The 22873-nt window shown below is 31.7% G+C and carries 23 protein-coding genes; 12 read left to right on the forward strand and 11 right to left on the reverse strand.

The window, feature by feature from the left end; genetic code table 11:
• Window positions 1–15: 15 nt before the first annotated feature.
• The 7 genes from FVB9532_RS10730 to FVB9532_RS10760 form a co-directional block, all read right to left on the reverse strand.
• A complete protein-coding gene (locus FVB9532_RS10730) occupies window positions 16–672 on the reverse strand; it encodes a DUF6577 family protein (RefSeq protein ID WP_150545178.1) in 657 nt (218 codons plus the stop codon).
• A gap of 133 nt (window positions 673–805) precedes the next feature.
• A complete protein-coding gene (locus FVB9532_RS10735; RefSeq protein ID WP_150545179.1) occupies window positions 806–1474 on the reverse strand; it encodes an ATPase in 669 nt (222 codons plus the stop codon).
• On the reverse strand, window positions 1471–2010 hold the full coding sequence (locus FVB9532_RS10740; protein WP_150545180.1) for a hypothetical protein: 540 nt from the start codon (window positions 2008–2010) through the stop codon (window positions 1471–1473). Before FVB9532_RS10740 ends, FVB9532_RS10735 begins: the two co-directional genes overlap by 4 nt.
• Window positions 2010–2288 carry a helix-turn-helix domain-containing protein gene (locus tag FVB9532_RS10745; protein ID WP_150545181.1) on the reverse strand — a complete coding sequence of 93 codons (279 nt, stop codon included), beginning with the start codon at window positions 2286–2288 and terminating at the stop codon, window positions 2010–2012. The genes FVB9532_RS10740 and FVB9532_RS10745 overlap by 1 nt, the downstream gene beginning before the upstream one ends.
• A 295-nt stretch (window positions 2289–2583) precedes the next feature.
• Complete coding sequence (locus tag FVB9532_RS10750) at window positions 2584–3420, reverse strand: RteC domain-containing protein (protein WP_150545182.1); 837 nt, start codon at window positions 3418–3420, stop codon at window positions 2584–2586.
• Between the two features lie 83 nt (window positions 3421–3503).
• Complete coding sequence (locus tag FVB9532_RS10755; RefSeq protein ID WP_150545183.1) at window positions 3504–4802, reverse strand: BSAP5b family pore-forming toxin; 1299 nt, start codon at window positions 4800–4802, stop codon at window positions 3504–3506.
• A 15-nt stretch (window positions 4803–4817) separates the two neighbouring features.
• Window positions 4818–5201 carry a hypothetical protein gene (locus tag FVB9532_RS10760; RefSeq protein ID WP_150545184.1) on the reverse strand — a complete coding sequence of 128 codons (384 nt, stop codon included), beginning with the start codon at window positions 5199–5201 and terminating at the stop codon, window positions 4818–4820.
• Window positions 5202–5218: 17 nt separating this feature from the next.
• Here FVB9532_RS10760 and FVB9532_RS10765 point away from each other — a divergent pair, with 17 nt between their 5' ends.
• The 7 genes from FVB9532_RS10765 (at window position 5219) to FVB9532_RS10790 (ending at window position 13213) form a co-directional block, all read left to right on the forward strand.
• Window positions 5219–6148 (forward strand): LytR/AlgR family response regulator transcription factor, encoded by a 930-nt coding sequence (locus FVB9532_RS10765; protein ID WP_228482297.1) that lies wholly within the window; start codon window positions 5219–5221, stop codon window positions 6146–6148.
• A 256-nt stretch (window positions 6149–6404) separates the two neighbouring features.
• Window positions 6405–6575, forward strand: a complete 171-nt coding sequence (locus tag FVB9532_RS19490; RefSeq protein ID WP_194716532.1) for a hypothetical protein — start codon at window positions 6405–6407, stop codon at window positions 6573–6575.
• A gap of 94 nt (window positions 6576–6669) precedes the next feature.
• Entirely contained in the window at window positions 6670–8649 is a 1980-nt protein-coding gene (locus FVB9532_RS10770; protein WP_150545185.1) for a tetratricopeptide repeat-containing sensor histidine kinase, read from the forward strand.
• A 15-nt stretch (window positions 8650–8664) separates the two neighbouring features.
• Window positions 8665–9330, forward strand: a complete 666-nt coding sequence (locus FVB9532_RS10775) for a response regulator (protein WP_150545186.1) — start codon at window positions 8665–8667, stop codon at window positions 9328–9330.
• 173 nt (window positions 9331–9503) lie between these two features.
• Complete coding sequence (locus FVB9532_RS10780) at window positions 9504–9683, forward strand: hypothetical protein (protein WP_008615748.1); 180 nt, start codon at window positions 9504–9506, stop codon at window positions 9681–9683.
• Window positions 9684–9782: 99 nt separating this feature from the next.
• Window positions 9783–10559 (forward strand): GLPGLI family protein, encoded by a 777-nt coding sequence (locus FVB9532_RS10785; RefSeq protein WP_228482309.1) that lies wholly within the window; start codon window positions 9783–9785, stop codon window positions 10557–10559.
• Window positions 10559–13213: a TonB-dependent receptor gene (locus FVB9532_RS10790; protein ID WP_150545187.1), complete on the forward strand. Its 2655-nt coding sequence runs from the start codon at window positions 10559–10561 to the stop codon at window positions 13211–13213. Before FVB9532_RS10785 ends, FVB9532_RS10790 begins: the two co-directional genes overlap by 1 nt.
• Before the next feature lie 169 nt (window positions 13214–13382).
• On the opposite strand, the gene FVB9532_RS10795 is transcribed toward FVB9532_RS10790, so the two are convergent.
• The 4 genes from FVB9532_RS10795 to FVB9532_RS10810 form a co-directional block, all read right to left on the reverse strand.
• A complete protein-coding gene (locus FVB9532_RS10795) occupies window positions 13383–14105 on the reverse strand; it encodes a GLPGLI family protein (RefSeq protein ID WP_194716534.1) in 723 nt (240 codons plus the stop codon).
• A 12-nt stretch (window positions 14106–14117) separates the two neighbouring features.
• Complete coding sequence (locus FVB9532_RS10800) at window positions 14118–16667, reverse strand: carboxypeptidase-like regulatory domain-containing protein (protein ID WP_194716535.1); 2550 nt, start codon at window positions 16665–16667, stop codon at window positions 14118–14120.
• Window positions 16668–16773: 106 nt separating this feature from the next.
• Window positions 16774–17370 carry an HAAS signaling domain-containing protein gene (locus FVB9532_RS10805; protein WP_150545190.1) on the reverse strand — a complete coding sequence of 199 codons (597 nt, stop codon included), beginning with the start codon at window positions 17368–17370 and terminating at the stop codon, window positions 16774–16776.
• On the reverse strand, window positions 17367–17705 hold the full coding sequence (locus tag FVB9532_RS10810) for a PadR family transcriptional regulator (protein ID WP_150545191.1): 339 nt from the start codon (window positions 17703–17705) through the stop codon (window positions 17367–17369). Before FVB9532_RS10810 ends, FVB9532_RS10805 begins: the two co-directional genes overlap by 4 nt.
• 202 nt (window positions 17706–17907) lie before the next feature.
• Between FVB9532_RS10810 and FVB9532_RS10815 the strand changes: the two genes are divergently transcribed.
• From FVB9532_RS10815 to FVB9532_RS10835, 5 genes are all read left to right on the forward strand, one after another.
• Window positions 17908–18126, forward strand: a complete 219-nt coding sequence (locus FVB9532_RS10815; protein ID WP_008615770.1) for a hypothetical protein — start codon at window positions 17908–17910, stop codon at window positions 18124–18126.
• 97 nt (window positions 18127–18223) lie between these two features.
• Window positions 18224–19021 (forward strand): GLPGLI family protein, encoded by a 798-nt coding sequence (locus FVB9532_RS10820; protein WP_008615771.1) that lies wholly within the window; start codon window positions 18224–18226, stop codon window positions 19019–19021.
• An 11-nt stretch (window positions 19022–19032) separates the two neighbouring features.
• A complete protein-coding gene (locus FVB9532_RS10825; RefSeq protein ID WP_150545192.1) occupies window positions 19033–21702 on the forward strand; it encodes a TonB-dependent receptor in 2670 nt (889 codons plus the stop codon).
• A 350-nt stretch (window positions 21703–22052) separates the two neighbouring features.
• Window positions 22053–22472, forward strand: a complete 420-nt coding sequence (locus tag FVB9532_RS10830) for a MauE/DoxX family redox-associated membrane protein (protein ID WP_150545193.1) — start codon at window positions 22053–22055, stop codon at window positions 22470–22472.
• A 99-nt stretch (window positions 22473–22571) separates the two neighbouring features.
• Complete coding sequence (locus tag FVB9532_RS10835; protein WP_150545194.1) at window positions 22572–22844, forward strand: DUF6520 family protein; 273 nt, start codon at window positions 22572–22574, stop codon at window positions 22842–22844.
• The last annotated feature ends 29 nt before the right edge of the window (window positions 22845–22873 follow it).

Raw genomic sequence — 22873 nt, forward strand, 5'->3', positions numbered from 1 at the left:
ATATTGGCAAAATGTTTATAAATTTGCCAAAGTTATATTTATCAATTTCTCTACTTCTAATTCTCTATTCCTGCGGTACGCGTACCTTTTCATTTTGTTTTTGTTAATCTCATATTTATTAAAGATACTATCGTAAATAAAACGGATTTCACTCTGTTGTGCTGCATATAAATTTGTATCTATAGTCATATCGACTAGAAGTTTTTCGAGAGTGGGTGTCACAATTTGGTTGACCTTTTTTAATGGTGATTCTGAAATAAGATTTTTGACTATCAAGACCTCAGAATTGTTGGAGATGTATCTGTCAAAAGTCTCTGAATCTGGTTCAAAGAATACTTTTTTTCCATTTGTATTTAAGGTGTGGAATATAGATTCTGCAACATCTTTTTCAACTTCTATAACAATATAAAACTTAAAAGGTTGGTGGCGCATAAATTCATTTAGCCACTTGGTATTCCAAATACATACTTCAGCATAAGGAAACTTCTTCATTACTTTATTAAAAATTCGCGTCAGCTTCAGATCTATATTGGGACAATACTGTTCCTTACTCCTTAATTTGTATGATCCTCTGGAAGGATTTTTTATAATACCGTCTTTTTTAAGCTGTGATAAATATACATTGATGGAACTTTTTTTTAATTCAGGGAATTCTTTCTGAATATAATTCAAGAGTTTTTTTTTGGATGTAGCCTGGTCTTTATCCAAAAATGATTTTATTTTAATTATAAACTCGTTATTCAATTCTCCTAAATTTTAAACTTTGGCAAAGTACATATTTTTTGCCAAAGTTTAATTATTTATTTTACTTTCTCTTATCCACAGCCCCTTTATCAAAAGCCACTAAATTAAAAAGCTCCCGCATACGGCTGCGAACGCGATTACCATACCGTTCTTCCAGTTCCTGTGCATTAAGATTGGTGGTGGCGTGGGTTTTTATTTTACGTTGGGTATTTAAATAAAGTTCGTAGCGCGATATCAGGACTTCGCCCATTACATTGCAATCTTTTCCATAAAAGCGGCCAGGAGGTTCCACGCCCAGATCATCAAAACAGAAAAAACTGGAATTGCCATAATCCTCAATGGTTTTATATCCTAAATGATTAAAACCGAATACTACATTTCTGCTGGGGATCATTTCGTAAGGGCGTTGATGTGGAACCATATATTTAAGCAGCTTCATTAGGGTTGTTTTTCCGCAGCCTATCGGACCCGAAATCAGGAGACCTTTTTCAATATCTAAACCAAATTTCTCGCAACTATCACGGTCTTTGATAAAATAGGAGCAAAGCTTATATAAAATGCTTCGATCTTCTGGGTGAATTTTAAATTTCTTTCCGCACAGTAACTTCCCTTTAGCATCCAAATAGATCAGCATCTTTTTAAAATCATACTGAATCTCCTGGTTACGAAGTTTCCCAAGTTGGTAGGCGACGCCACCTTCGGTAATGATATGCGGAGCTTTATAATTCATAGCGGATCATCATAATTTTTATCTTTACTCGTCTTAAGGTTGTCCTGATATGGGACACTTGTGATTTGTTTGTTCCCATTTGAATCTTGAAAATTTAAATTTTTAAAATCTCGCTGTTTGTTCTTGTTTTTAACGTTTTTTATAGTTTGTATATGTTTATTTATAGGTACCACTGCTTGTCCATTACTTGTCCCGATATTGGTACAGCTTTGGTTCACTACTTGTCCAGAGCTTGTCCCAAAATCGAACATCTTGATTTTACTTCCTTTAAAAGGGTTATGTGATGGGATATACACAATATAGCTCCAATAGCTCAACTCTTTAAGGCATTTATGGTAAGTGGATTTAGAACCAATCTTTGCATACTCCATTACTTCTTCCCGATTAATATAGAATTCCTGTCGAAAAAAATTACTGTTCCACAGTTGAAATAAAGCAACGTAAAGGCTGATGTGGGTGGGGTTCAATCGGTTGTCTTTAGAAAAATGTTCAAACACTCCGTTTAGATGCTTGATGTAATTAATTTCTACTGACATCAGAACTTATTATGTACGCGATTGTTTTCCAGTACTTCCATTATGTCTCCGTAATCATAATAGAGTACTCCTCCCATTTTTGTATATGGAATAGTACCATTAATACGAAGGTTTTGGAGTGTTCCCGGAGAGATTTTGAGTAGTTCGAGAACATCAGTGGATTTCAGCCATTTCTTGTTAGGCTGACCATTTTGGCTTTCTAGTAATTCTTTAATGTCTTCGAGCAATTCCAATTTGAATTCTCGAAGATCGTCGGTGGTAATAATAGATGTTGGCATAACTTACTGTTTTTAAAAAGGGGCTATCAAGTTGGTTGACATCAATATAATAGCCCCTTTTGATTTAACTCACATAACTAGCGATAGAACGTGAGTTTTAGGTTTGACATTCCTTTTGCAAAGTTGAAGTAGGGGAAAGGAATTATTTTACAAGATTGTACCAAGTTGGTCAATTTTTTTATAGCATAAAAAAAGGAGGGAAATAATTGAATTTAGTGGACACGACATAAATTCTAGACTGTTTTACTTTTTCAAATACTTATGATTACAAAATCACCAACTTGGTGATTTTTCTCTATTCATCTTGAGCGTCCATATATTTTATAAGCTCTTGTTGAAGTTCTTCTAAAAACTGAGTTCTTCCTTTTTTACGGATTCTTATCGCTAAAAAATTACGATAATAGTCACCCAAATCTATATTGAACATTTTTTCGAAAGTAGCAGCAATGAGTTTAATATCTGCATTATGATTATTTATGTATCCAGAAGCATAGAGTGCGTAAACAAGCTCTATTAATGAAGTTTTACTTCCGGTCCAATTCAATTTTGATTTCGGTATTTTGACTGTTTTAATTTCATCACGGTCAATACTATTTAATTGATCTTCCAGAAAAACTTCGATTAGATCATTAGCGAGAATTTTTGCAACAATATAATCGTGGGAAGTAGAAAATCGATGATCGGTTTCAAAATATCGAGGACTCAGATTAAGTTTAATATCGTGTTTTTTTCTTAAAAAATACTTGTGGTCTAAGTACGTACTTCCGGTTCTATAATATTTATAAAATTCCAGTTGATCGTCGAAAAAGCGCTTTAGTTTATTTAATTGCTTTTGCAAATATTTTCTAAGAACACGTTCACCTCCGTATGGTTTTCGGGTTTCAATTTTATAAATCTCATTATAATAAATGAGTTTGGAAACAAATTTGGGCTTGGTTTTTTTGAAGAAATCTATTTCTTCATTTTGACTTTTAAATTGATGATGAACGGCTTTCCTTTTAATTTTTTCTAAAACCCCGAGGATCACTTCTAATGCCTCTTGGGAAATATTCAGCCAATTATTGTTTTCGATTTCCAGAAAGTGAAGATGCTCTTCTAGATTATTAAGCTTCTTTTTGCAAAAATTATTCATTTACTTTGGATTAAATATGGTTAAATAAAAAGGGTAGAGCATAAGCCCTACCCTAAAAATTTTATAATAATTATTTATAAATTTTAATTATCAGCCTCTATATATATTGTATTAGTGGGAGTGGATGATTGGCTTTGTTGGGATATGGAGTTTAGAGGGTAATTGTCAACTCTTAAAGTAGAAGTTGTATAATCAACAGCCTCAAAGAATCCCGTGATTGTGACCAAACTTTGGTGTTCTAAGCCTTTTAAAGTAGCTGTATATGGAACTCTCACCGAGTGTTTCATTGCTCTAAAAGAACATAGGGATCTAGTGTGTGGTGGAACTGCGATCGTATAGCTGTCTGATAAAGTGATTGTTTTGGTAGAACTATTTCCATATTCCAAGGTAGTTGAATTACCTGTGGTAACCGTGAATGAGGTATTTGCTTCAATAACTTTGAATAAGCTAAACCCTGCACTAACATTTGCTGTGTATTGATAAGATACACTAGAAGATTCTTTAAAATTATATTGATCCTGTTGCGTTTCCGTAAAAGTAATGGTTCTTGAGCCTGTATTATCACTTGGGTTTTCAATTGATTTTTGAGAAAGTACAGTTGGTTCAGATGAAACAATTTGTGCATTGTCAATATCCATATCCATATCAAGTATAGTGAATTCATCGTCTGGTATGATATTAAATTTTTGATAGAACGTATTATTATCTTTAGAAAGCGTGACATTTCCCTGACTATTTGTGATTACCCCATAATAAATATCCCAAAAGCTTCCTGAAGATCCTTGGAAAATAATGTCTCGATTTTCAATTTTGTAACCTTTTCCGTTGCTACTGATAAAATCCCACGAAAACCCAAAGTAACTGCTAGGATTAGCGCTAGAAGAAGTATAGAGTACCTTAGTGTCAGGATCGCTTGCGTAGGCACCAATGCCAATTGGTTTATTCTCTTGATAAGAATACAATAGGTACTGGATCCCACTAGATGCAGGCAGAAATTCAAGATAAAATAACTGTGCAGGAGATGAATCAGAGTTAGGTTCAAAAGTTATTTCAGCACCGGGACCGTGAGTTTGTAACGAATTTTTTCCAAGATAACTATCTTGTGTTCTAAGAAAAAACTTCACTCCATCTAATTGATATAACTCATCCCAAGTGCTACTGGCAACCATTGCCTGAGAATTTTCAGCAATTTTCGGGAAGTCTTCTTCATTAAGCGGGATGATACTATCAACTACTTGAATTTGAGAATTTAATTCTTGTTGAGTATTGATTTCAGTAGACATTTTTTCATTTGATTCAATGTCTTCAATTGGGTCTTCGGTAGTACACGAAATGCTTATTAAAAATAAGCATAAAAAAACTAATTGTAATTTGTTTTTCATAATATTGGTTTTTATTTATTCTTTGAGTCTGTTAATTCGGATTTCGCGTCTTAGGGAATCCATATAGGGCTGAATATTTTCTTCAATTTTGAATATTTCCATTTTTTTAATTGTATCATTAATAAAAATAAATTGAGTAGTGACCACGACATTTTTGAGCTTTTCTACATAGAAAAGTTTTTCATTGGGAATATTATCTAAAGTTTCTATGGTCTTACAGGTAGGCTCACCATAAGTAGTAATAAAATCCTCTTTGCTATACGTTAAGGTTTCAATATCATTAAATTTACTGGTAGCAGGATAGTTATGTCCGTATTCCAAGGCTTTGCAGGAAGTAAGACAACATATCAAGATTATTATGAATTGATGGCTATACTTATTGGTGAAATTTTTATTCATTTTAGATAACACTTTTAATGTCCCTAATAGGGGAAGTTTATATTTGTAAGCAATTTATTACATCACCTATCCATATAAAACTTAATAGCCACGGGCTTACTGTGGTTTTTCCACGTTTTTGTTTTTTAATTACGTGGGAATACCACGTAAAATATGTGGCAAATCCAAATCATTTCGAGCAAGGTGTTTCTAATTTTGAACTAAAAAAGTTGGGAGGTTCCTATTATATAATAAATAGCGATGATATAACATCACAAAACCTTTGTGAGAGATTTAAAGAATTTCCTGAATTTATATGCTTAGGGATAACTAATGACTACGAAAAGGGGATGAATTTTATATTGAAGTTTGCCCCTGAAGTTGTATTTATTGACTTAGATTCTTATCCTAAGAATGAGATTGGAGACGTGTTTTCTTATTGCAAAGAAATCAATGAATATATTTTTAGCAGACCTAAATATATCGCTTTATCAAAGGATGTATCCAAGGCATATCAAGCTTTAAAAGGTAAATTCTATGATTATATTCTTAAGCCAGGGAAAGAACTTGAAATTCGTAAAATTATCCTTCAGTTGCTAAAGAGTGAACAATATGCTTTAAACGATACCTTATGCCTAAAATCCTATAAAGATTATACGCTTTTAAAAGTAGAAGAAATACTTTTCTTAAAAGCCGATAATAACGCTACAGATTTTGTAATGATAGAGGGAAAAACAATCAGCGCTTTTAAAACTTTAAAATCGTTTGAAAAAATTTTACCCAACAGTTTTATTAGAATTCATCATAGCTACATCATCAACAAAAAGCATATCTCCAGAATCAATTTCGGAAAGTTGAAATGTTTTTTAGATCATAATAAAATAAGTCTACCTTTTTCCAGATCCTATCGGCATAACCTTCAAATTATTGAAGAATTGTTGGAACAAAAGGCTATTTCTTTCAATTGAATGCGCTGGGATTTTATAAATCTTCAATTGCTCAAACATACCTATCAATCCCTCATAGAAACGACTATTCTACTAAACGGTGAGGTCTAAAATCATTTTCCTCGGCTCTTTGGCGTAGCTTTCACTTGGTTTAAGAAAGAAGCTTCTAAAGAAATCGGCCAGATTATCCGGTTTCGATCACGCGTGATTAAACACTAAGCCATTCCGCGGTCTTTAGGGTCGCAATACTATTGTTTAATTATAAAACCATCAAACTATGAAAACTTTCAAAAACTTATTAAGTATAACGTTTTTAATCCTGATAGCTTATTCGTGTGAGCCAGAAGAATTACCTGACAGTTCGGTAAGTGACAACCAAAATATTACTGCTAGTACAGGAGATCAAGATGATGAAGTCATAGATAGAAAAGATAATAATCCAGATTAATTTTTAATTAAATTCTTTTTCTTTAAGAAGGCCTTGTTAACAACAAGGTCTTTTTATATTTTATAAATTTGTTTAATTTTTATTCTGAAACGTTTTGTTTTTCAAATCACGTCATATTACAATATTTATATCTTTAATAGTTTTTCTCTTTTCTTGTACCCAAAAGGATGATGGAGATGAGGTTATTACGGAAAAGCAGGATATTCAATCAATAAGGAAAAATGAATCTGATCAAGAAATAGACTTAAATAAAGATTACAACGCCGCTCTCAAGGAAGGTAACGATACTCTTAAGAATAAAATGCTTCTCGATATATCTTATCGCTACTTGAAAACAAAAGATTCAACTATGTTTCTAAGGTCTAATAAACAGGCCAGAGAATTATCTATAACCATAGAAAATTCTGAGGGTACCGCAGCTACCTATTGGGATTTGGCTCAATTTTATCATAACCGTAATAAAGAAGACAGTGCTTATTATTACTATGATAAAGCCCAGAAAATATATCAAGAGTTAGGAGATCAACTTAATTCTGGAAGCCTGTTATTAAATATGGCAATTATTCAGAAGAATATTAGGGATTATACCGGTAGTGAGGTTACTACAACTAATGCGATTAATTTACTTGAACCTTTAGACGAATTTTATAGTCTATATATAGCTTATAATAACCTTGGTATTGTTTTCAATGAATTAGAGGAGTACGAAAGGTCTCTTTATTATCACCACAAAGCGATAAGTAATTTAGAAAAATTAAAAAGTAAAAGAGATTTCCCTACCAGTTACAATAACATAGGAGTGGTATACCATAACCAAGGTAATTATTCCGAAGCAATTGAATATTTTAGAAAGGCGTTGAGCTTTGATGAAAATATAGAAAACTCAGATCCTAAATTGTATGCAATGCTCATTGATAATGAAGCTAATGCAAAACTTCATTTAGGGGATACGCTGGGAATTTATAAACAATTTGTAAAGGCTTTACAGATAAGGAAAGATATTGATTTACAGGCCGGAATTAGTATCAACCAGTTACATTTAGCTGATTATTTTTTACAAAGGGGAGATACGGCCAAAGCCATTAATTATGCCCTAGCAGCAAAAAAAGTTGCGAGGAATAGTCAAAATACCAGGGATTTACTCGCTTCATTGAGCTTTCTTTCCTTGGTCGTAAAAGATAGTGCATTAGTTTATACTAAACGCTATATAGTGATTAACGATAGCCTCCAAAAAAGGGAAAGGGCAGTAAGAAATAAATTTGCAAGAATACGTTTCGAGACCAATGAATATATTTCGGAAACAGAAAGGCTAAATAAACAAATGATTAGAATATCATTAATTTCCTTAACTGTTTTCTTTATTTTTGTATTGTTATATATCATTAAAGATCAGCGATCAAAAAATAAATTGATTTCGCAAAAACAAAAAGCGAGTCAGGAGATATACGATTTAGTATTATCTCAGCAACAAGTAATTGAAGAAGAGCGGGAAAAAGAAAAGCGGCGGATATCACGTGAATTGCACGACGGAATTTTGGGAAGCTTATTCGGATTAAGAATAAGTCTTGATTCTTTAAACGATGATGATGACAATGAGAGTAAGCAAAAAAGAGCGGAATATATTCGAGAAATACAAAAAATTGCAGAGGAAATCAGGTTGATTTCCCATCAACTTAATAAAGATTCGCAGGTTGATGTAGATTTTACACTATTACTAGAGCATTTTTTAAGTAAAAAGCCTGAAGGGATTAGTATTCAGTTAAAAATTCCGCATCCAATTGATTGGGAGTATATTGAGAATAATATAAAAATAAATATCTATCGAATCATACAGGAAGCTATTGCTAATATTTATAAGCATTCGCAGGCTACTTCGGTAGAAATATTGATTCATAAACTCAAAAACCGATTGATTATTGAAATTAAAGATAATGGAAAAGGTTTTGATCCTAATAATTCCACAGCGGGTATAGGCCTTAAAAATATGAAAAATCGAAGCCGAACTATGAAAGGTAAATTATCGATTACCACCAGTTCTGAAGGTACTTTAATAAAGCTTGTAGTAAAAATATAGAAACACAGTGTTGTTATGAAGAAGGAAGAGATAAATATTTTACTCGTTGACGACCATCATATGATCCTAGAAGGATATAAAAATGTACTTTCTAAAATAAAATCTGAAGATTATGATATTTCTGTCGAAACTGCTGATAATTGTGATACGGCTTGGGAAATTTTAAAGGGAAAGAAATTTGATATCGTTTTTTTGGATATCAACTTTCCTATTGAGGGGAATAATAAAATACTATCAGGTGAAGATTTGGGAATTAAAATAAAAAAAGAACTTCCTGAAGTAAAAATAATAATCCTAACCGTTTTGGCAGATCCGTTTCGGCTTCACAATTTACTGCTGAATATTAATCCTGCCGGTTTCCTTATGAAAGGGGAAACCACTTCAGAAGAGCTCAAAAGATGTTTGTCGAAAGTTATTATTGCCCCACCATATTATGGATCAAAAATTTCAAAATTACTCCATTCAGAGATTAGTCTGAATACCTCCTTAATAGATGAAGTAGATAGAATTATGCTTTATCAGCTTTCTTTGGGAACAAAGACTAAAGACCTAACGAAATATGTACATCTTTCTTTAAGGGCAGTCGAAGACAGAAAGCGAAAACTAAAAGAAATTTTTGGAGTTAGCGGGCAGGGAAATAAGGCGCTATTAGAAAAAGCGAGAGAAAGTGGATATATATAAATCAAACAGCTTTTTCATTTTTATTAAACGTGGTTTTACCACATACTAAATGTGGTTTAAATCAGGGTACTATATCTACCTTCTTATAGTTTTGTATAAATAACTAGCACGCGTGTAGGGGAGAATCTCGAAAATCCTATAAAGAGAGTAGAGTTAATGAAAATTTTATTAAAATGAAGAAGTTAGTATTTTTAGGAATAATGGGTGTATTTTTCTCATCAATGTATGCATCTACTCCAACAGAAGTCAAAAAAGAAGTTCGTCAAGAGGCTGCTTCTTTCCCTGTCTATTGTGATGGAGTATATGCAGGGGAGGCAGATTCCATTCAAGAGGCCTGGGATATGTGTGACTAACTATAAGTGATAAAAACTTATAGTTAAATGGTGTACAATTTGAAATTTTTCAGATTGTACACTTTTTTTAAATAAAGAATCTTATTTATGAAATATTTTATGTTATCAATTTTTTTGTTTTGCATTTCCCAACAAATGCAAAGTCAAAAAGGTATTGTTTATTATGGGCAAATAAAAAGTCCAGGAATGAAAAGTGCTGCCGGTCCCGATTTAAACGCTTATTTGGTATTTAATAAGGAAAAATCTTATTACGTAACTGCAAAAGATTCTCTGGAAGAAGCAACTTCTCAAAATAAATCAATATATCGAGGAGAAGGGGAGCAAGTGGTGGCTTATAACGGTAATAAAACATTTAGATATGGAGAACAGGTTTTCTTTAACCGAAAAAAAGATAGTTTATGGTGGAGCCAACGTTTTGGTGGTAATATCTATATAGCAGAAAAAAAACCGGTTATAAATTGGAAGTTAAAATCTGAGACCAAGAAAATAGGTGATTTCAAGGCGCATAAAGCCATAGGCGAATTTAGAGGGCGTACTTATACTGCTTGGTATACTTTAGAGGTTCCTTTACCGTATGGCCCCTGGAAATTACAAGGATTGCCAGGATTAATACTAGAAGCTAGTGATGAACGAGACGAAATGTTAATTTATTTTAAAAGCTTAGAATATCCCACGGAAAACGAAGCTCATATTTCTCAAGTACAAAGACCAAAAGGAGAAGACGAGGGATGGCAAACCATTGAAGATTTTGAAAATATGCTGCGTAACAGTATAGAAAGAGCCTATAATAGAATGGTTTTAAGAGCTGAAAGAAAAGAATCTGAGAAGCCTAAAAAACCAGTTTTTAGTGATATTTATATAGAGTCTTTTGAATAATGGCAAAAGGGTACCGAACACTTCTTCTGTTTTTTATTTTTTTTTTATTTCTTTTATGGAGTGTAAACTCACAAGTTATTATTGAAGGTAAAGTTACTGATTCGAGTAATAAACCTTTGGAAAATGCCAGTATAGTACTTTCAAATTCTGAGAATGAAATCATAGATTATTTATATACGGATAATACAGGGGAATTTAAATTCAATATCTCTCCAACAAATTTAATTTCTGATAGCTATGACATAGCTGTTAATTTGCTCGGATTCGAAGAACATATTCAAAAAGTAGCTCTTAATACTGATAAAAAGCGATATACTCTTTCTTTTATTCTACAGGATAAAATAGAACACTTAAATGAGGTAGTTCTAAAGCCGGATGAAAAAATCTCAACAAATGGTAATGTTACCACATTAAAAACCGCTCCATTTATAGATCAATCTGAAGAAAATGTTGAAGATGTTCTAAAAAAACTACCTGGGATAGAAGTACTCGAAGATGGAACTATTAAAGCTCACGGTAAATTTATAAAGAAACTTATGATCGATGGAGATGATATGTTTGCTAATGATTATCAGGTCCTTTCTAAGAATTTGGATGCGAAAACCTTAGATGCAGTACAAATTATAGATAATTTTCAGGATAATCCTGTTTTGGCAAGAGTATTGGATTCTGATGATGTAGCATTAAACCTAGAACTAAAGGACGAATTTAAAAACGTCTGGTTTGGAAACGCTTCTTTGGGAGCTGGTTTAGAAGAAAGGATTAGAGGTACTGCCAATATTGGTTTGTTGAGAAAAAAAATAAAATTCTTTTATCTGGGGGATTACAATAATTTAGGAAACAAGGCAGTAGATCAATTAAAAGGCACTCCATCTTCCCTAAATTTAACTTCGGCATATCGTGAAGTAGAGATAGAACCAGAAATAGAATCTGTATTTTCGATCAACAAGAACGAAAGCCAAATATTAAAAGACGATCAAAGTATTTTTAATAAAGCTTTCTTGAATTCGATAGGATTAGTAACAAAAATTGAAAAGGATATTGAAATACGTGCTACCGGCTCATTCGCTCAAGATAATCAAAGACAACTTTTTTATTCACGATCTATTTTTAATGTAGAAGAAAATCCTGTGGAATATATTGAAGATAGTGATACTGACCATAAAAATAGTATTGGTTCAGGAGAATTGGAAATAAAATATACAGGAGGAGAGCGCTCGTACCTTAGAAATTTATTCTCTTATAAAAATCAACCTGAAAAATTTGATAATCAACTTATTTTCAATAATAATAGCGTAAATCAAGATTTAAATAAGAAAGAATACGCATTATACAATCACTTAAACTACAGCTATGCATTAGGGAAAAATACAGTTTTACATAATTATACCTACGTTGGTCAAACCCAACTCTCCCAAGATGCAACAATTAATTCTCTTGGCTTAAACAATTTTTTTGATTTTACCAAAAAGTCAAAAATTTATCAAAATAATAAAGATGAACTAAATGTTTTTGGAATTAACACCAATCTATTTTCAGAATTTGGAAATTTCACTAATCGATTATCCTTAGGGTATGAGATCTTTGAGGAAGATAGGCAAACTAAGTTAAGTTCACCCTCGGAAAATTTTGAAGTAGATAGCCTAAAAAATGATTTAAATTATAAACGTAGAACGTTTAATTTAAAAGAAAGTATCGGTTATAAATTTTCAGAAAAAGCGAAACTTACACTAGGGATTTCAATGGAAAGATTAGACCTTACCACTGATTCTAACGAAAAGGAGAAATGGATTTTTAATCCACAAATAGACTTAGATCTCCGAAAATTAAAAATAGGACGTTTTGTTTTTGGTTATGAAAATACTTACGCTGTTCCAGATTCTCACTTATTGTTTCAGAATTATCAATTAAATACTTATAATTCTTTGGTGCGTGGTACTAATACTATATATTTAGTGGAAAAAGATGTATACAAATTCTATTATAAATGGGCTAACGAGTTAGAGTCCCAAGCACTTACCTTTAGAATAAAATACGACGATTTTAAGGGTAATTATTCGACTACAAATCAAATAGGAGAGAATCTTAGGTTCTTCTCTTATCAAGTTATTGAAGGTTCTAACCGTATATCTGCTAATTTAGATTTTACCTCTTTCTTTGATGATTTAAACCTATCTACAAATCTAAGAACATCTCAAAACTGGGGGATACAACCTATTCAGGCCAATTCACAGGATTTTAATGACTTAAAAACCTATTCGTCGAATTATTTGATTTCCGGTACAACCTATTTTAAAATTCCCTTAAATTTTAGATTTCGATTCAACTTAAATTTAAGCGAATCAGATTATAACAATGTAATATCAAAAACTCAATGGAGCAATTACTCTTTAGCTTTGAATTATAAACTGTCTGAAAAATGGAATTTGAACATCAAGAATGATTATTATAAGATGCCAAATAGTTCCTATTATTTTTTAAACAGTACTTTAAAATTCCAGCCAGATTCTAATTTTTCGTATAAATTATTTTTCAATAATTTGGGAAATGAAAAGAATTTTAGCACGGTAGTAATTGACGAATTCACCACGTATGAATCAAATATCAGATTACTTCCTCGTTATATTTTTTTCAGTGTAAAATATAGGTTTTAATAGCCGCTTATTCTTTATTAATTGATAAGGATATAGCTTTTGCCTCCCAACGGTTATTCGTTCTAAACCTGTTTTAAATCAGAGTCCTTATTGGGGTAATAAAATAAATTCCCTAGAGATTAATTCTTCCAGGGAATTTATATTAATCATATTTCTTTTGACGAATTGTTTATTTTCCTTTTTCCACTTTATTCTTAAAGTTCTTTTTTCTAACAAAAATCTCTTCGAGGGAATAAGCTTTTTCATTTAAATTGAATTTATCTTTTTCAAACATTGAATTAAACTCAGATTTTTGGGTATAAGAAACCGAAGTAACTGAAACATTTTGAAAAAAACTGTTTGCCTCTAACACTAAGCCCGGTAAACCATAAAAAATATAGGGGCCAGCATCTATTGCAATTTCAGTCGTGAACCAAACGTATAATCCGGGCATATTTTCTAAAATTGCTTTAGTGCAACTATATCCTTCAATGTCCTTCTTTTCAGACGTTATCGTCCATTTAAGGTCTTTTGAATTTCCTGTAAATGAAAATTCAGATTCCATAAAAACCTCTTTGCCTTTTAAAGATCCATCAGCGTCTTTTTTAATGAACTCAGTATACCCGGATACACTTACCCCAGGGATTTTATGGATAGAATCTAAAACATATAATGATTCTTTACTCTTTTTGTCATAATATAAAGTATTATAGTTTTTATACTCTGACATTAGTTGCATTACTTTATTATATTCGTCAGGATCTTGAATCTGCTTTTTAAGCATATTCACTAAAAATTCGGATACACTATTCGTAGTATATTTTACCTGTAGAATTTCATTGCTCTCCTGAGCTTTCATCACTAAACTTATAGTGAATGTCAATAAAAATAGATAGATTTTTGTTGTTTTCATTTTGATCATTTTTTAAAAGTTATACTTAAGTCCTAATATTAAATAGTTGAGAGAGGCATTATTAATCAGTGTAGTGACAACGCCTTCATTAGAATAAATTTCAAAATTGTAAGCTTCATTCTGGAATATGTTAAGTAGTTCAAATAGATGTCTAGATTCCAAACTAAACGTCAACTTCTGCCAGGTATAAGAAAGATCAAGATTTATATTCTTTCTTTGAAATTTTTGATTATCTACCAGGTTATCGTCGTAAATGAAACTTAGCTTTCCATCCCATTTATTATTCTTAAGAAGTAGCGATGCAGTAGATCTGCTATATCTCGAATAATAATTATTATTGCCTACTCTGTTATTAGAGTATTTTAGGCTAGATGAAAGCCGTACATTCAAGAGGAAATCATTTAGACTTTCTATTTCAAATTTTGGTGAAATAGCGTTTTGTTTACTAAGTACTTCTTGTCCATCCGCTATTAAAGCTGGAAATTTTTCTTTTAAATAACTTAAACCAACACTAGTATTTAGAGGAAAATTGATAGGGAATAAGGTCTTAGCATATTTACCATTAATACTAAATTTTTTAGAGTAATCAGTTTTATAAGCCCTAAGAGTTGAAATACCATTCTCCTGATTAATAAATTGAAGTTCAATAGGGTTTTTTATATCACTATAATTCGTTGAAATTGAATAGGATTCAGCGTCAAATATGTTGTTATAATAGTATCCTAAATGATAATTATTTTTAATACGAAGATTTTCAAGTAAGCCTATATCACCCTGAACGATCCGATTAAAGGGTTGGAGGGTTGTTAGACCATAATAAAGATCATTGAATTCAAAACTTCTTTTTATACTTGCAGCGATTCTCCATACATCTCTTTCATATTCGGAAACCATATTTAATGGGATTAAAAACTTCTCAATTGATTTTGAGTTGTTTAATTCAAACTGATTTAGTCTGATTCCGGTTGATAGAGAATAGTTTATTTTACCGAATACATTTCTTCCTGTTATTTTTGTAATAATATCCGTAGTATGAACATTCCGTGATATTGATGGTAAATCATCATTGTCGAGTTGGCTTTTTTGACCATTATATTCAATTATTATGGATGGAGTAAATTGATCACTATGATTGTATGATAAAGAGGATTGGATATTATGGTTGTATTTTGAAAAATCAAAATATTGTGTTTGATATAAATTAGCGTTAAGGAAGATGTCATCATCTAGCTTATTTTTTTCAATAAATAGACTTCCTTCTGAATTCCATATGATCTTATCTGATAATTTACTGGTTACTGCAAGCCGAGCAAATCCTGAAAAAATTTGCGAATTGTAAGTTGAAAAGAGGTTATTTTCGGTAGTTTGATTATTGTTATATAGAATATTTCTTTCTGTATTTTTATCGTCTGCGTTAATGAAATTGAGATTACCTTGTATAGTAAATACGGTATTTTTGGATTTTTTGTATTGACTTTTAAAATAGCCCAAGTAGGAATTTGATTTTGCCTGTAAAGCACTATTTCCTTCCAATAGAGGTGTATCATCTAAAGATGAAAGTTGTTGTGTTGTGCTGTTTATCCTATTAGGAGATATATAGTAGAGGAGCAAGCTTGATTTGAATTTGGATGAATTTTTTTTAAGGGTGAGGTTGATACTATTGTATTCATCTTTCCTAAGATTTTCGTTAGTAGAAAATAAGGCTTGCAATGATCTTTGTGAATAGATTGAAAAATTTTGCTTTTCGTTGAATACGGCTCCTAATTCCCTATAGTTCACCACTGTCTTGCCTATGTTATTGAAATTTGCTGTAGAAAAAGCATTGAGCGATTCAGAAAATAGAAAACCAGAACCCTTGAATTCATACTTATCTTTATGCCCATATTTTGTCTGTAAATCCCCTGTAATAACATTTTTAAATTCTTCTTTAGTTTCGATATTCAAAACGGTTTCTTCTTGTAAATCGAAATCAACAGAAAATTGATCTTGGTAATTATTAATTATACTTAAGCCCTCAATAAATCTATTTTCAATATTTTCTAAGGCTAGACTATTTTGATTTTCAAAAGTCTCTTTTTTGTTTACCAGAATTTTATTGATATTATTTCCTTTATATATTAAAACACCACCTTCTCCTACCTGTAAATTTGGTAGTTTCTCTAGTATTTCCTTTAGCTTATCATTATCCTGAAGATTCAATTTTTCTAGATCAAAATTTACAGTATCCTTTTCTTCTTTTTTTACAAGTAATACAACTTCATCTAAGTGATTTGTTTCTTCGGTTAAGGTGATATCCATAGAGATGATACCTTTATCAGTATTAATTGAAAGAAGCTTAACTATTTTCTTTTTATAGCCTAGGTAAGAAACTTCTAAAAAGTTATCAGCTTGAATCTTTGCACTGATAGAATATTTTCCATCTTGATCAGTAATAGAGTAATCAACAATATTTTTATTTCCATCATATAGTACGATAGAAGCTCCGTTTATAATCTGATTGTTTTCGCTTTTTACAGTCCCTTCAATTTGATTGGATTGAGCAAATATTGTAGTAGAAACCATAAGGAATGTTATTGATAAACTCAGTTTAAAGCATTTTATAAAATAGTACATTGTATTACTATGTATATGAGCAAAAAATATCATACGATTACTATATTATTTGATTCTACTTTCTCCTAGCAGTAATTCGCATTAAAAAAGTTACGATGATGTATAAAAGTATTGTTAGCAAAAGAAAAAATGGAATAAACCAATTTCCCAGGACTTCTTTTGCGTTTATCGATTCCATTAATTGAGGCTTCATTTTTCCTAATAAATAAAATCCTCCGTCCTTAAAATATAAGCCAACCTCTTTTGGATTGCTGATTTTGGCACCAATGACGAATAAGAAGCCAATGAGCACTAAATAAAGAAACGCAAAGAAAATATACTTAACCCCATTAGTAATATTTAAGACCAATGCTTTAAAAACGTGAATAGGATTGAAAGTCCTTGTAGCCTCTTCTAATTTTTTCTCAGCGATCATTGGTTTTAAAACATCTTGGGGATCCCCCAATTTATTCAACACCTCCATTAAATTTTCAGTCTCATTAACTTCAATGTTCTCATATCTTTGAATTCCCTCAAAAATATGACTATTAAATTCCATCAATATATTCTTACGATCCTTAGCAGAAGAGTGCTTTAAATTTTTCTTGAGACGATTTAAATAATCTCGATAAATTAATGTCGAACTTTTATTTTTAAATGTGATCTCTTTCATTTAGATATCGTATTAATTGATTTCTCCAACATCTTCCAAAAGTCCTTCATTTCAAGTAAGGTATTTTGTCCTGTCGCTGTAAGTGAGTAATATTTTCTAGGAATTCCTGATTCTTGTTCTACCCATTTTGAAGTGACCAGCTTTTCTTTTTTAAGTCTGTTCATTAGTGGGTATAATGTCCCTTCTGCAATAATAATAGAAGTCTTATCCTTTACATTTTCAATTAATTCATATCCATAAAGCTCTCCTTTCTTATCAAGGATATTAAGAACGATAAATGTAAGCGTCCCTTTCTTAACTTGAGATTGCCAACGAAGAACAAAACTTTTATTCATTTTACAAATGTAAAACAATATACATAGTAATACAATGCTTAGGTGGCATTTTTAAGAAGAACGTGGTTTTACCACGCACTAAACGTGGTCTTTTGCAAGGTGATTATGGATTAATATTAATAGTTTTAGTTAAGTTCTTGGCCAAGAATTTGAGTATCGCGGAGAAAATATCCGCTAATTATTAATCTTTAAAATTTTAATTATGAAAAAATTAGTTTACCTATCAGCGTTTGCATTGTTATTTAGTACAGCTGGATTCTCAAGTATTGAAGCCGAAAATCCAGAAGTTGATGTAACAGTTCTACAAAAAAAGACAGTTACCTTAGATTGTGGTAATGGTACATCGGCATCGGGAACCGCCGACACTTTCCAGAAAGCAGCAGAAATAGCTGGTGCTGGTTGTGATGCAGCTACCAGCTAACTCCATCAGTTTAATAGCGATAAGAGGGCATTCTCTTAAGATGCCCTTTTATTTTAAAAATGCCTTACTATTTTTATAAAATCAAATCCAAAAGCTAATGAATATTAGATTTGTACTCACGTTACTTGTATTTTGCTTGAATTTTTCATTGTTTTCGCAAAACAATGAAGGTTATATAAAATATACTGCCTATTCAGGGAAGTCTTCTGTAGCTTCACCACCTAATGAGAATGGCTATCCTTATGAGTATATTATCCAAGAAGGAACCCTCTATTTTAATCCAAAAAGTTCTGTTTATCAACAATTACAAAATAAATACGTTACCCGTGTACAAACCGATTCTGATGGTAATTACGAAAAGACAGAAGTCCCAAGAGATAACTGGGATCCCATTGGATGGGTTTATCTTAAAGATAAATCAAATAACTATATTTTAAGCAGGGTTACTTATTTTAATAGATCAAGTTACGTTAATGTAAAAGAAGATTTAGAAAAGATTTCTTGGAATATAACCAATGAGAAAAAAAATATAGGTGATTATAATTGCACAAAAGCAACTGCTACATACAAGGGTAGGAATTGGGTTGTATGGTTTACCCCTAAAATTCCTTTTCAGGTAGGCCCTTGGAAACTTTATGGCTTGCCAGGAGCAATATTAGAAGCTTATAGCGAAAACCTCGATTTTATGTTCAAATTAAAAGAACTTAAAATTCCAGCAGAAATTCCATCAGAGAAATTTGAATTTCCTGTGGAAGAGGAGAATATGCTAAGCTTAGAGGAATATTTAAAAACCAATCAGCAAAAAAAGGATAAATACTTAAAATATATGGAAACCGTTGCTAGGGAAAATGATGGTAGCGTAAATATTAAATTTTATCCAGAAATAGAAAAGTAGCACGAAAGTAAATGATCATCAAGCAAAATCTACTTTTTTGTTTATTACTTTTTTGTGCTTTTCCAATAGGGTGTTGGTCGCAAGAATTTCCAGTAAACGGTAGCGTTATTTCAGCAAAGTCAAATGATCCTATTCCTTATGCAAATATTCTTGCAATTGACGTAAAGAATGATTCTCTTATTTCTGCATTTGCACAAACCAACGAATTAGGTGAATTTGAATTAATCCTTAAGAATCGGGGATTGATTTTAGAAATCAACCAGTTGGGGTTTAAAAAGCGGTTTATTAGTGCTGATTCCGTTCAATCGGGAATAATTGTGAAATTATATGATAAAGCCCTAGAGCTTCAGGAAGTTGTTATTAAAAATACTCCCCCTATTAGAATAAAAAAAGATACTACCGCGTATGCTATTGAAAGTTTTGCAGAAGGAAACGAAAGAAATCTTGAAGATGTCTTAAAAAAACTACCAGGCATTACAGTATCTGATAAAGGGACTATTTCATTCAATGGTAAAGGAATAAAAAAAATAATGGTGGAAGGGGACGATTTTTTTTCTGAAAATTACCAATTACTTTCTAAAAATATTACCCCTGAACTTATTAAAAGTGTAGAAGCCATTGAACATCATAACGATGAAAAATTATTACGTGGTATTGAAAAATCCGATGATGTTGTTCTTAACCTTAACTTTAAAAAGAATTTTCGGGCATCATTGTTTGGGAACATAGAAGCTGGGGCAGGAGTGAAGGAACGCTATACGACAAACGCGACTCTTTTTTCTTTTATAAATGGTTTAAAAATAGGATCGATAACTAATCTAAACAATATTGGTAATGATGTAATTAATGATACAGATTTTCAGTCTAATATAGGTTTGTTGGATAATCAATCCACTTCAACTAATAGTTCACGGGATATAAGCCTTCCCATTACCAATGGAGAGATTTATATTCCAAACATAGATAAGCGGCGTTATTTACAAAATGAAGCTAAACTTCAGGCTTTACAATTAAATACATCCGTTTCAGATAAATTAAAGTTGAATATGTATGGCTACTATTTTGCCGACAGAAATTCAATGCCCTTTTTATCGGAAAGAACATTTTTAAATGAAGAGCAACAGCTGACTATTACCGAGGATGGTAAAGTATTAAAAAGAAAGCGGGAGAAAATGGCTAGGATAAAGCTCGATTATGATCTGGACAGCCTTTCTGCGATTTCCTTTACCGGTATTCTTTTTAGGGATTCTCCGTCGGGAAGTCTAAATCAAACGATAAGGACTAATACGATGGCTTCTGACTCTGTTTTATCCAAGGATAACCAAACAAGCGATTTAAGTTATTTAAACCTATCACACATTCAACGGTTTTCTTCTTCTTATGCACTCCAAACAAATTTAAATTATACGTCTAATAATAATGCACAGCATCTTTTATTATCCTCGCCCAGATATGAAAGAATGGAAAATTTTAATTCAGATGAATTATTTCAAAGATTCGATCTTTCTCAAAAGAATACCTCTTTAGCTATAAAATTACTGGGTGCTAAAAAAGTACATCGATTTGAAGTATCTGGTACTTATAGAATTCTAAATTCAAATTTAAACTCAAGTTTGAATGATTATGATAGTGAAAATTTCAATAACGATATTAGCTACCGCCAAAACTTACTAGCACTGCATTTACAGGATAATTTTTCACTGGCCGAAAAATTTGATATTAAATTAAGTGTTCCTGTGATTTATGAAAGCTTGTTATTGAATTCTGATAATTCAAAAAATACCTTTTTCGTCAATCCATCGGTATCCACGTCATTTAAAATCAAAAAAGCCAATCACATAAGAGTAGGTGCCGCCCTTACGCATACAAACCCATCACCTACTGATTTGTACCAAAATCCTATTTTTTCTGATTATCGCTCGGTAGTGAATAAAACGAATTTACTCAACACCATAAAAAGTTTTCAATACAACTTAAGGTACTCCTATTTTACATCATCTAATTATTTAAGAGCAGTTCTATATGTATCCTATAGAAACCAAAAGTCACCTTATATTGTTGATTTGAATGTGGATGAATTACTTAATTATATAAATTATCTTCCTTCTCCCTTATCGAACAATTTTTTCAATTCAAATGCCGAGGTTAATAAATTTTTCTATCCCTTAAGAAGCCGAATAGGTATAAAAGGATCTTTATCAACTACACAGATAAATAGATTTCAAGATAATAATGTAATAGCGGTAAATCCGGTGGTAAATCACGGCGCAGGATTATTTATTTATACAGCTTTCTCTGGAATTGTGAATTTAAAATGTGAAGCTAATTTTAGAACTACCACCTTAAAAGATAAATTAACCAACACTGCTTTTGAGACCACCGTGTACAATAACAAATTCAATTTATTATTGGATCCTTTAGAAACGCTTTCCTCAGAAATAATTTATGAGCAGGTTTTCTGGCCTAACTTAAATTCTCATTTTATAGATTTTAAGATCAATTATGAACCCGAAGAGAGTAATTTTTCTTTTCAGCTTACCGGAAGAAACCTATTGAATACTAAACAACTTTCTTTTGATACATTTTCGAGTACTCAGATAGATAGAAATATCTACGGAATCGTTCCCCGAATGGTTTACTTAGGAGTGAGTTATAATCTTGGAAAATCTCCTAAAGGCTAAGCTTAGAGAATCTAAAATAACTTAAATAAACTACCTTTTCCTAATACCGACCTTCAATTATAAACGTGGTTTTCCCACGCAACAAACGTGCTTTTTACCCTCTTATTTTTAAGATAGTTCATTTAACTTTAATCAAATTTTATAGGTCATTTAATATATGGCTTACAACGATGGCTTGAATTTGGAAGAGGTGGAATGTAGCTTCGAAAAATGTAAATGATGAAGGGGAGATGATAAGCCTAAAAATAGAAACGCTAACGTTCTTATAATTCTAATAACTTCAGAATTACATTTACATCCTAATTACCATTTCGCTCTTTTCATTTCAGGTCAATGAAAAATTAAGAGTTATGGGGACAAGGAATTATATTATAAAAATTTTACAAGTAATACTTGGAATTATATTTCTCTATGCTGGATTAAAAAAGGTATGGGAAGGTGACTTATTTTATCATACTTTGCTAAGTACACCTTATTTGGAAAGTCAGGTTTTTGCAGAGTGGGGGAGTATTGGTTTTCCAGTAGTCGAAATCCTTACAGGGGTATTTTTACTGCTATTTCCACGAAGATTGATAGGTGTGTTAATCAGCTTTGGACTTATGCTACTTTATACCGCTTATTTAGTTATTCTACTTTTTTTTGGAGATGGTATTCCCTGTACCTGTAGAACGGTCTTACCATTTTTAGGATGGTATGGTCACCTATATTTTACCTTATCCTGTTTGGTACTAACACTACTCTTACTATTACTAAGATTACGAAAGATTTAAAAATATTGATAAATCGTTTTGTTGCGCGACAAAACCAGGAGAAAGCTGAACACCTGTAAAAAATAGTAGGCATATTTATTCATCTTAAATTTTTAAATTATGAAAAGTAAATTTTTAATTCCGTTGTTAGCGGTAATTTTTACTACCGCGATGTCCTTTACTACAGCAAGAACGGCTGTAGATCCAAATAATGACTATGTATTTAGGAATGGAAACTGGCAGATGATACCTGAAATTACGTGTACTACAGGAGCAAGCGAATGTAAAATCACGGTTAATCCTGATGGTACGGATTATACAGTGTATGATTCTCAAAGTTTAGGAGATGCTAAACCGGGTACCGGTGATTCTGAAGGAGAGGTTGAATTGTAATCAATCACTTCATCCTGAAAATAGCCTCG

This window comes from Mesonia oceanica (assembly GCF_902499555.1).
In the GTDB taxonomy this organism is placed as follows: domain Bacteria; phylum Bacteroidota; class Bacteroidia; order Flavobacteriales; family Flavobacteriaceae; genus Mesonia; species Mesonia oceanica.

Coding starts and splice junctions, on each gene's coding strand:
- FVB9532_RS10835 (WP_150545194.1), top strand. CDS start 22,572: ATGAAAAGTAAATTTTTAATTCCGTTGTTAGCGGTAATTTTTACTACC.
- FVB9532_RS10785 (WP_228482309.1), top strand. CDS start 9,783: ATGTTATCAATTTTTTTGTTTTGCATTTCCCAACAAATGCAAAGTCAA.
- FVB9532_RS10795 (WP_194716534.1), bottom strand. CDS start 14,105: ATGAAAACAACAAAAATCTATCTATTTTTATTGACATTCACTATAAGT.
- FVB9532_RS10750 (WP_150545182.1), bottom strand. CDS start 3,420: ATGAATAATTTTTGCAAAAAGAAGCTTAATAATCTAGAAGAGCATCTT.
- FVB9532_RS10775 (WP_150545186.1), top strand. CDS start 8,665: ATGAAGAAGGAAGAGATAAATATTTTACTCGTTGACGACCATCATATG.
- FVB9532_RS10815 (WP_008615770.1), top strand. CDS start 17,908: ATGAAAAAATTAGTTTACCTATCAGCGTTTGCATTGTTATTTAGTACA.
- FVB9532_RS10735 (WP_150545179.1), bottom strand. CDS start 1,474: ATGAATTATAAAGCTCCGCATATCATTACCGAAGGTGGCGTCGCCTAC.
- FVB9532_RS10765 (WP_228482297.1), top strand. CDS start 5,219: ATGTCCCTAATAGGGGAAGTTTATATTTGTAAGCAATTTATTACATCA.
- FVB9532_RS10760 (WP_150545184.1), bottom strand. CDS start 5,201: ATGAATAAAAATTTCACCAATAAGTATAGCCATCAATTCATAATAATC.
- FVB9532_RS10805 (WP_150545190.1), bottom strand. CDS start 17,370: ATGAAAGAGATCACATTTAAAAATAAAAGTTCGACATTAATTTATCGA.
- FVB9532_RS10780 (WP_008615748.1), top strand. CDS start 9,504: ATGAAGAAGTTAGTATTTTTAGGAATAATGGGTGTATTTTTCTCATCA.
- FVB9532_RS10790 (WP_150545187.1), top strand. CDS start 10,559: ATGGCAAAAGGGTACCGAACACTTCTTCTGTTTTTTATTTTTTTTTTA.
- FVB9532_RS10810 (WP_150545191.1), bottom strand. CDS start 17,705: ATGAATAAAAGTTTTGTTCTTCGTTGGCAATCTCAAGTTAAGAAAGGG.
- FVB9532_RS10820 (WP_008615771.1), top strand. CDS start 18,224: ATGAATATTAGATTTGTACTCACGTTACTTGTATTTTGCTTGAATTTT.
- FVB9532_RS10755 (WP_150545183.1), bottom strand. CDS start 4,802: ATGAAAAACAAATTACAATTAGTTTTTTTATGCTTATTTTTAATAAGC.
- FVB9532_RS10740 (WP_150545180.1), bottom strand. CDS start 2,010: ATGTCAGTAGAAATTAATTACATCAAGCATCTAAACGGAGTGTTTGAA.
- FVB9532_RS10830 (WP_150545193.1), top strand. CDS start 22,053: ATGGGGACAAGGAATTATATTATAAAAATTTTACAAGTAATACTTGGA.
- FVB9532_RS19490 (WP_194716532.1), top strand. CDS start 6,405: ATGAAAACTTTCAAAAACTTATTAAGTATAACGTTTTTAATCCTGATA.
- FVB9532_RS10745 (WP_150545181.1), bottom strand. CDS start 2,288: ATGCCAACATCTATTATTACCACCGACGATCTTCGAGAATTCAAATTG.
- FVB9532_RS10800 (WP_194716535.1), bottom strand. CDS start 16,667: ATGGTTTCTACTACAATATTTGCTCAATCCAATCAAATTGAAGGGACT.
- FVB9532_RS10825 (WP_150545192.1), top strand. CDS start 19,033: ATGATCATCAAGCAAAATCTACTTTTTTGTTTATTACTTTTTTGTGCT.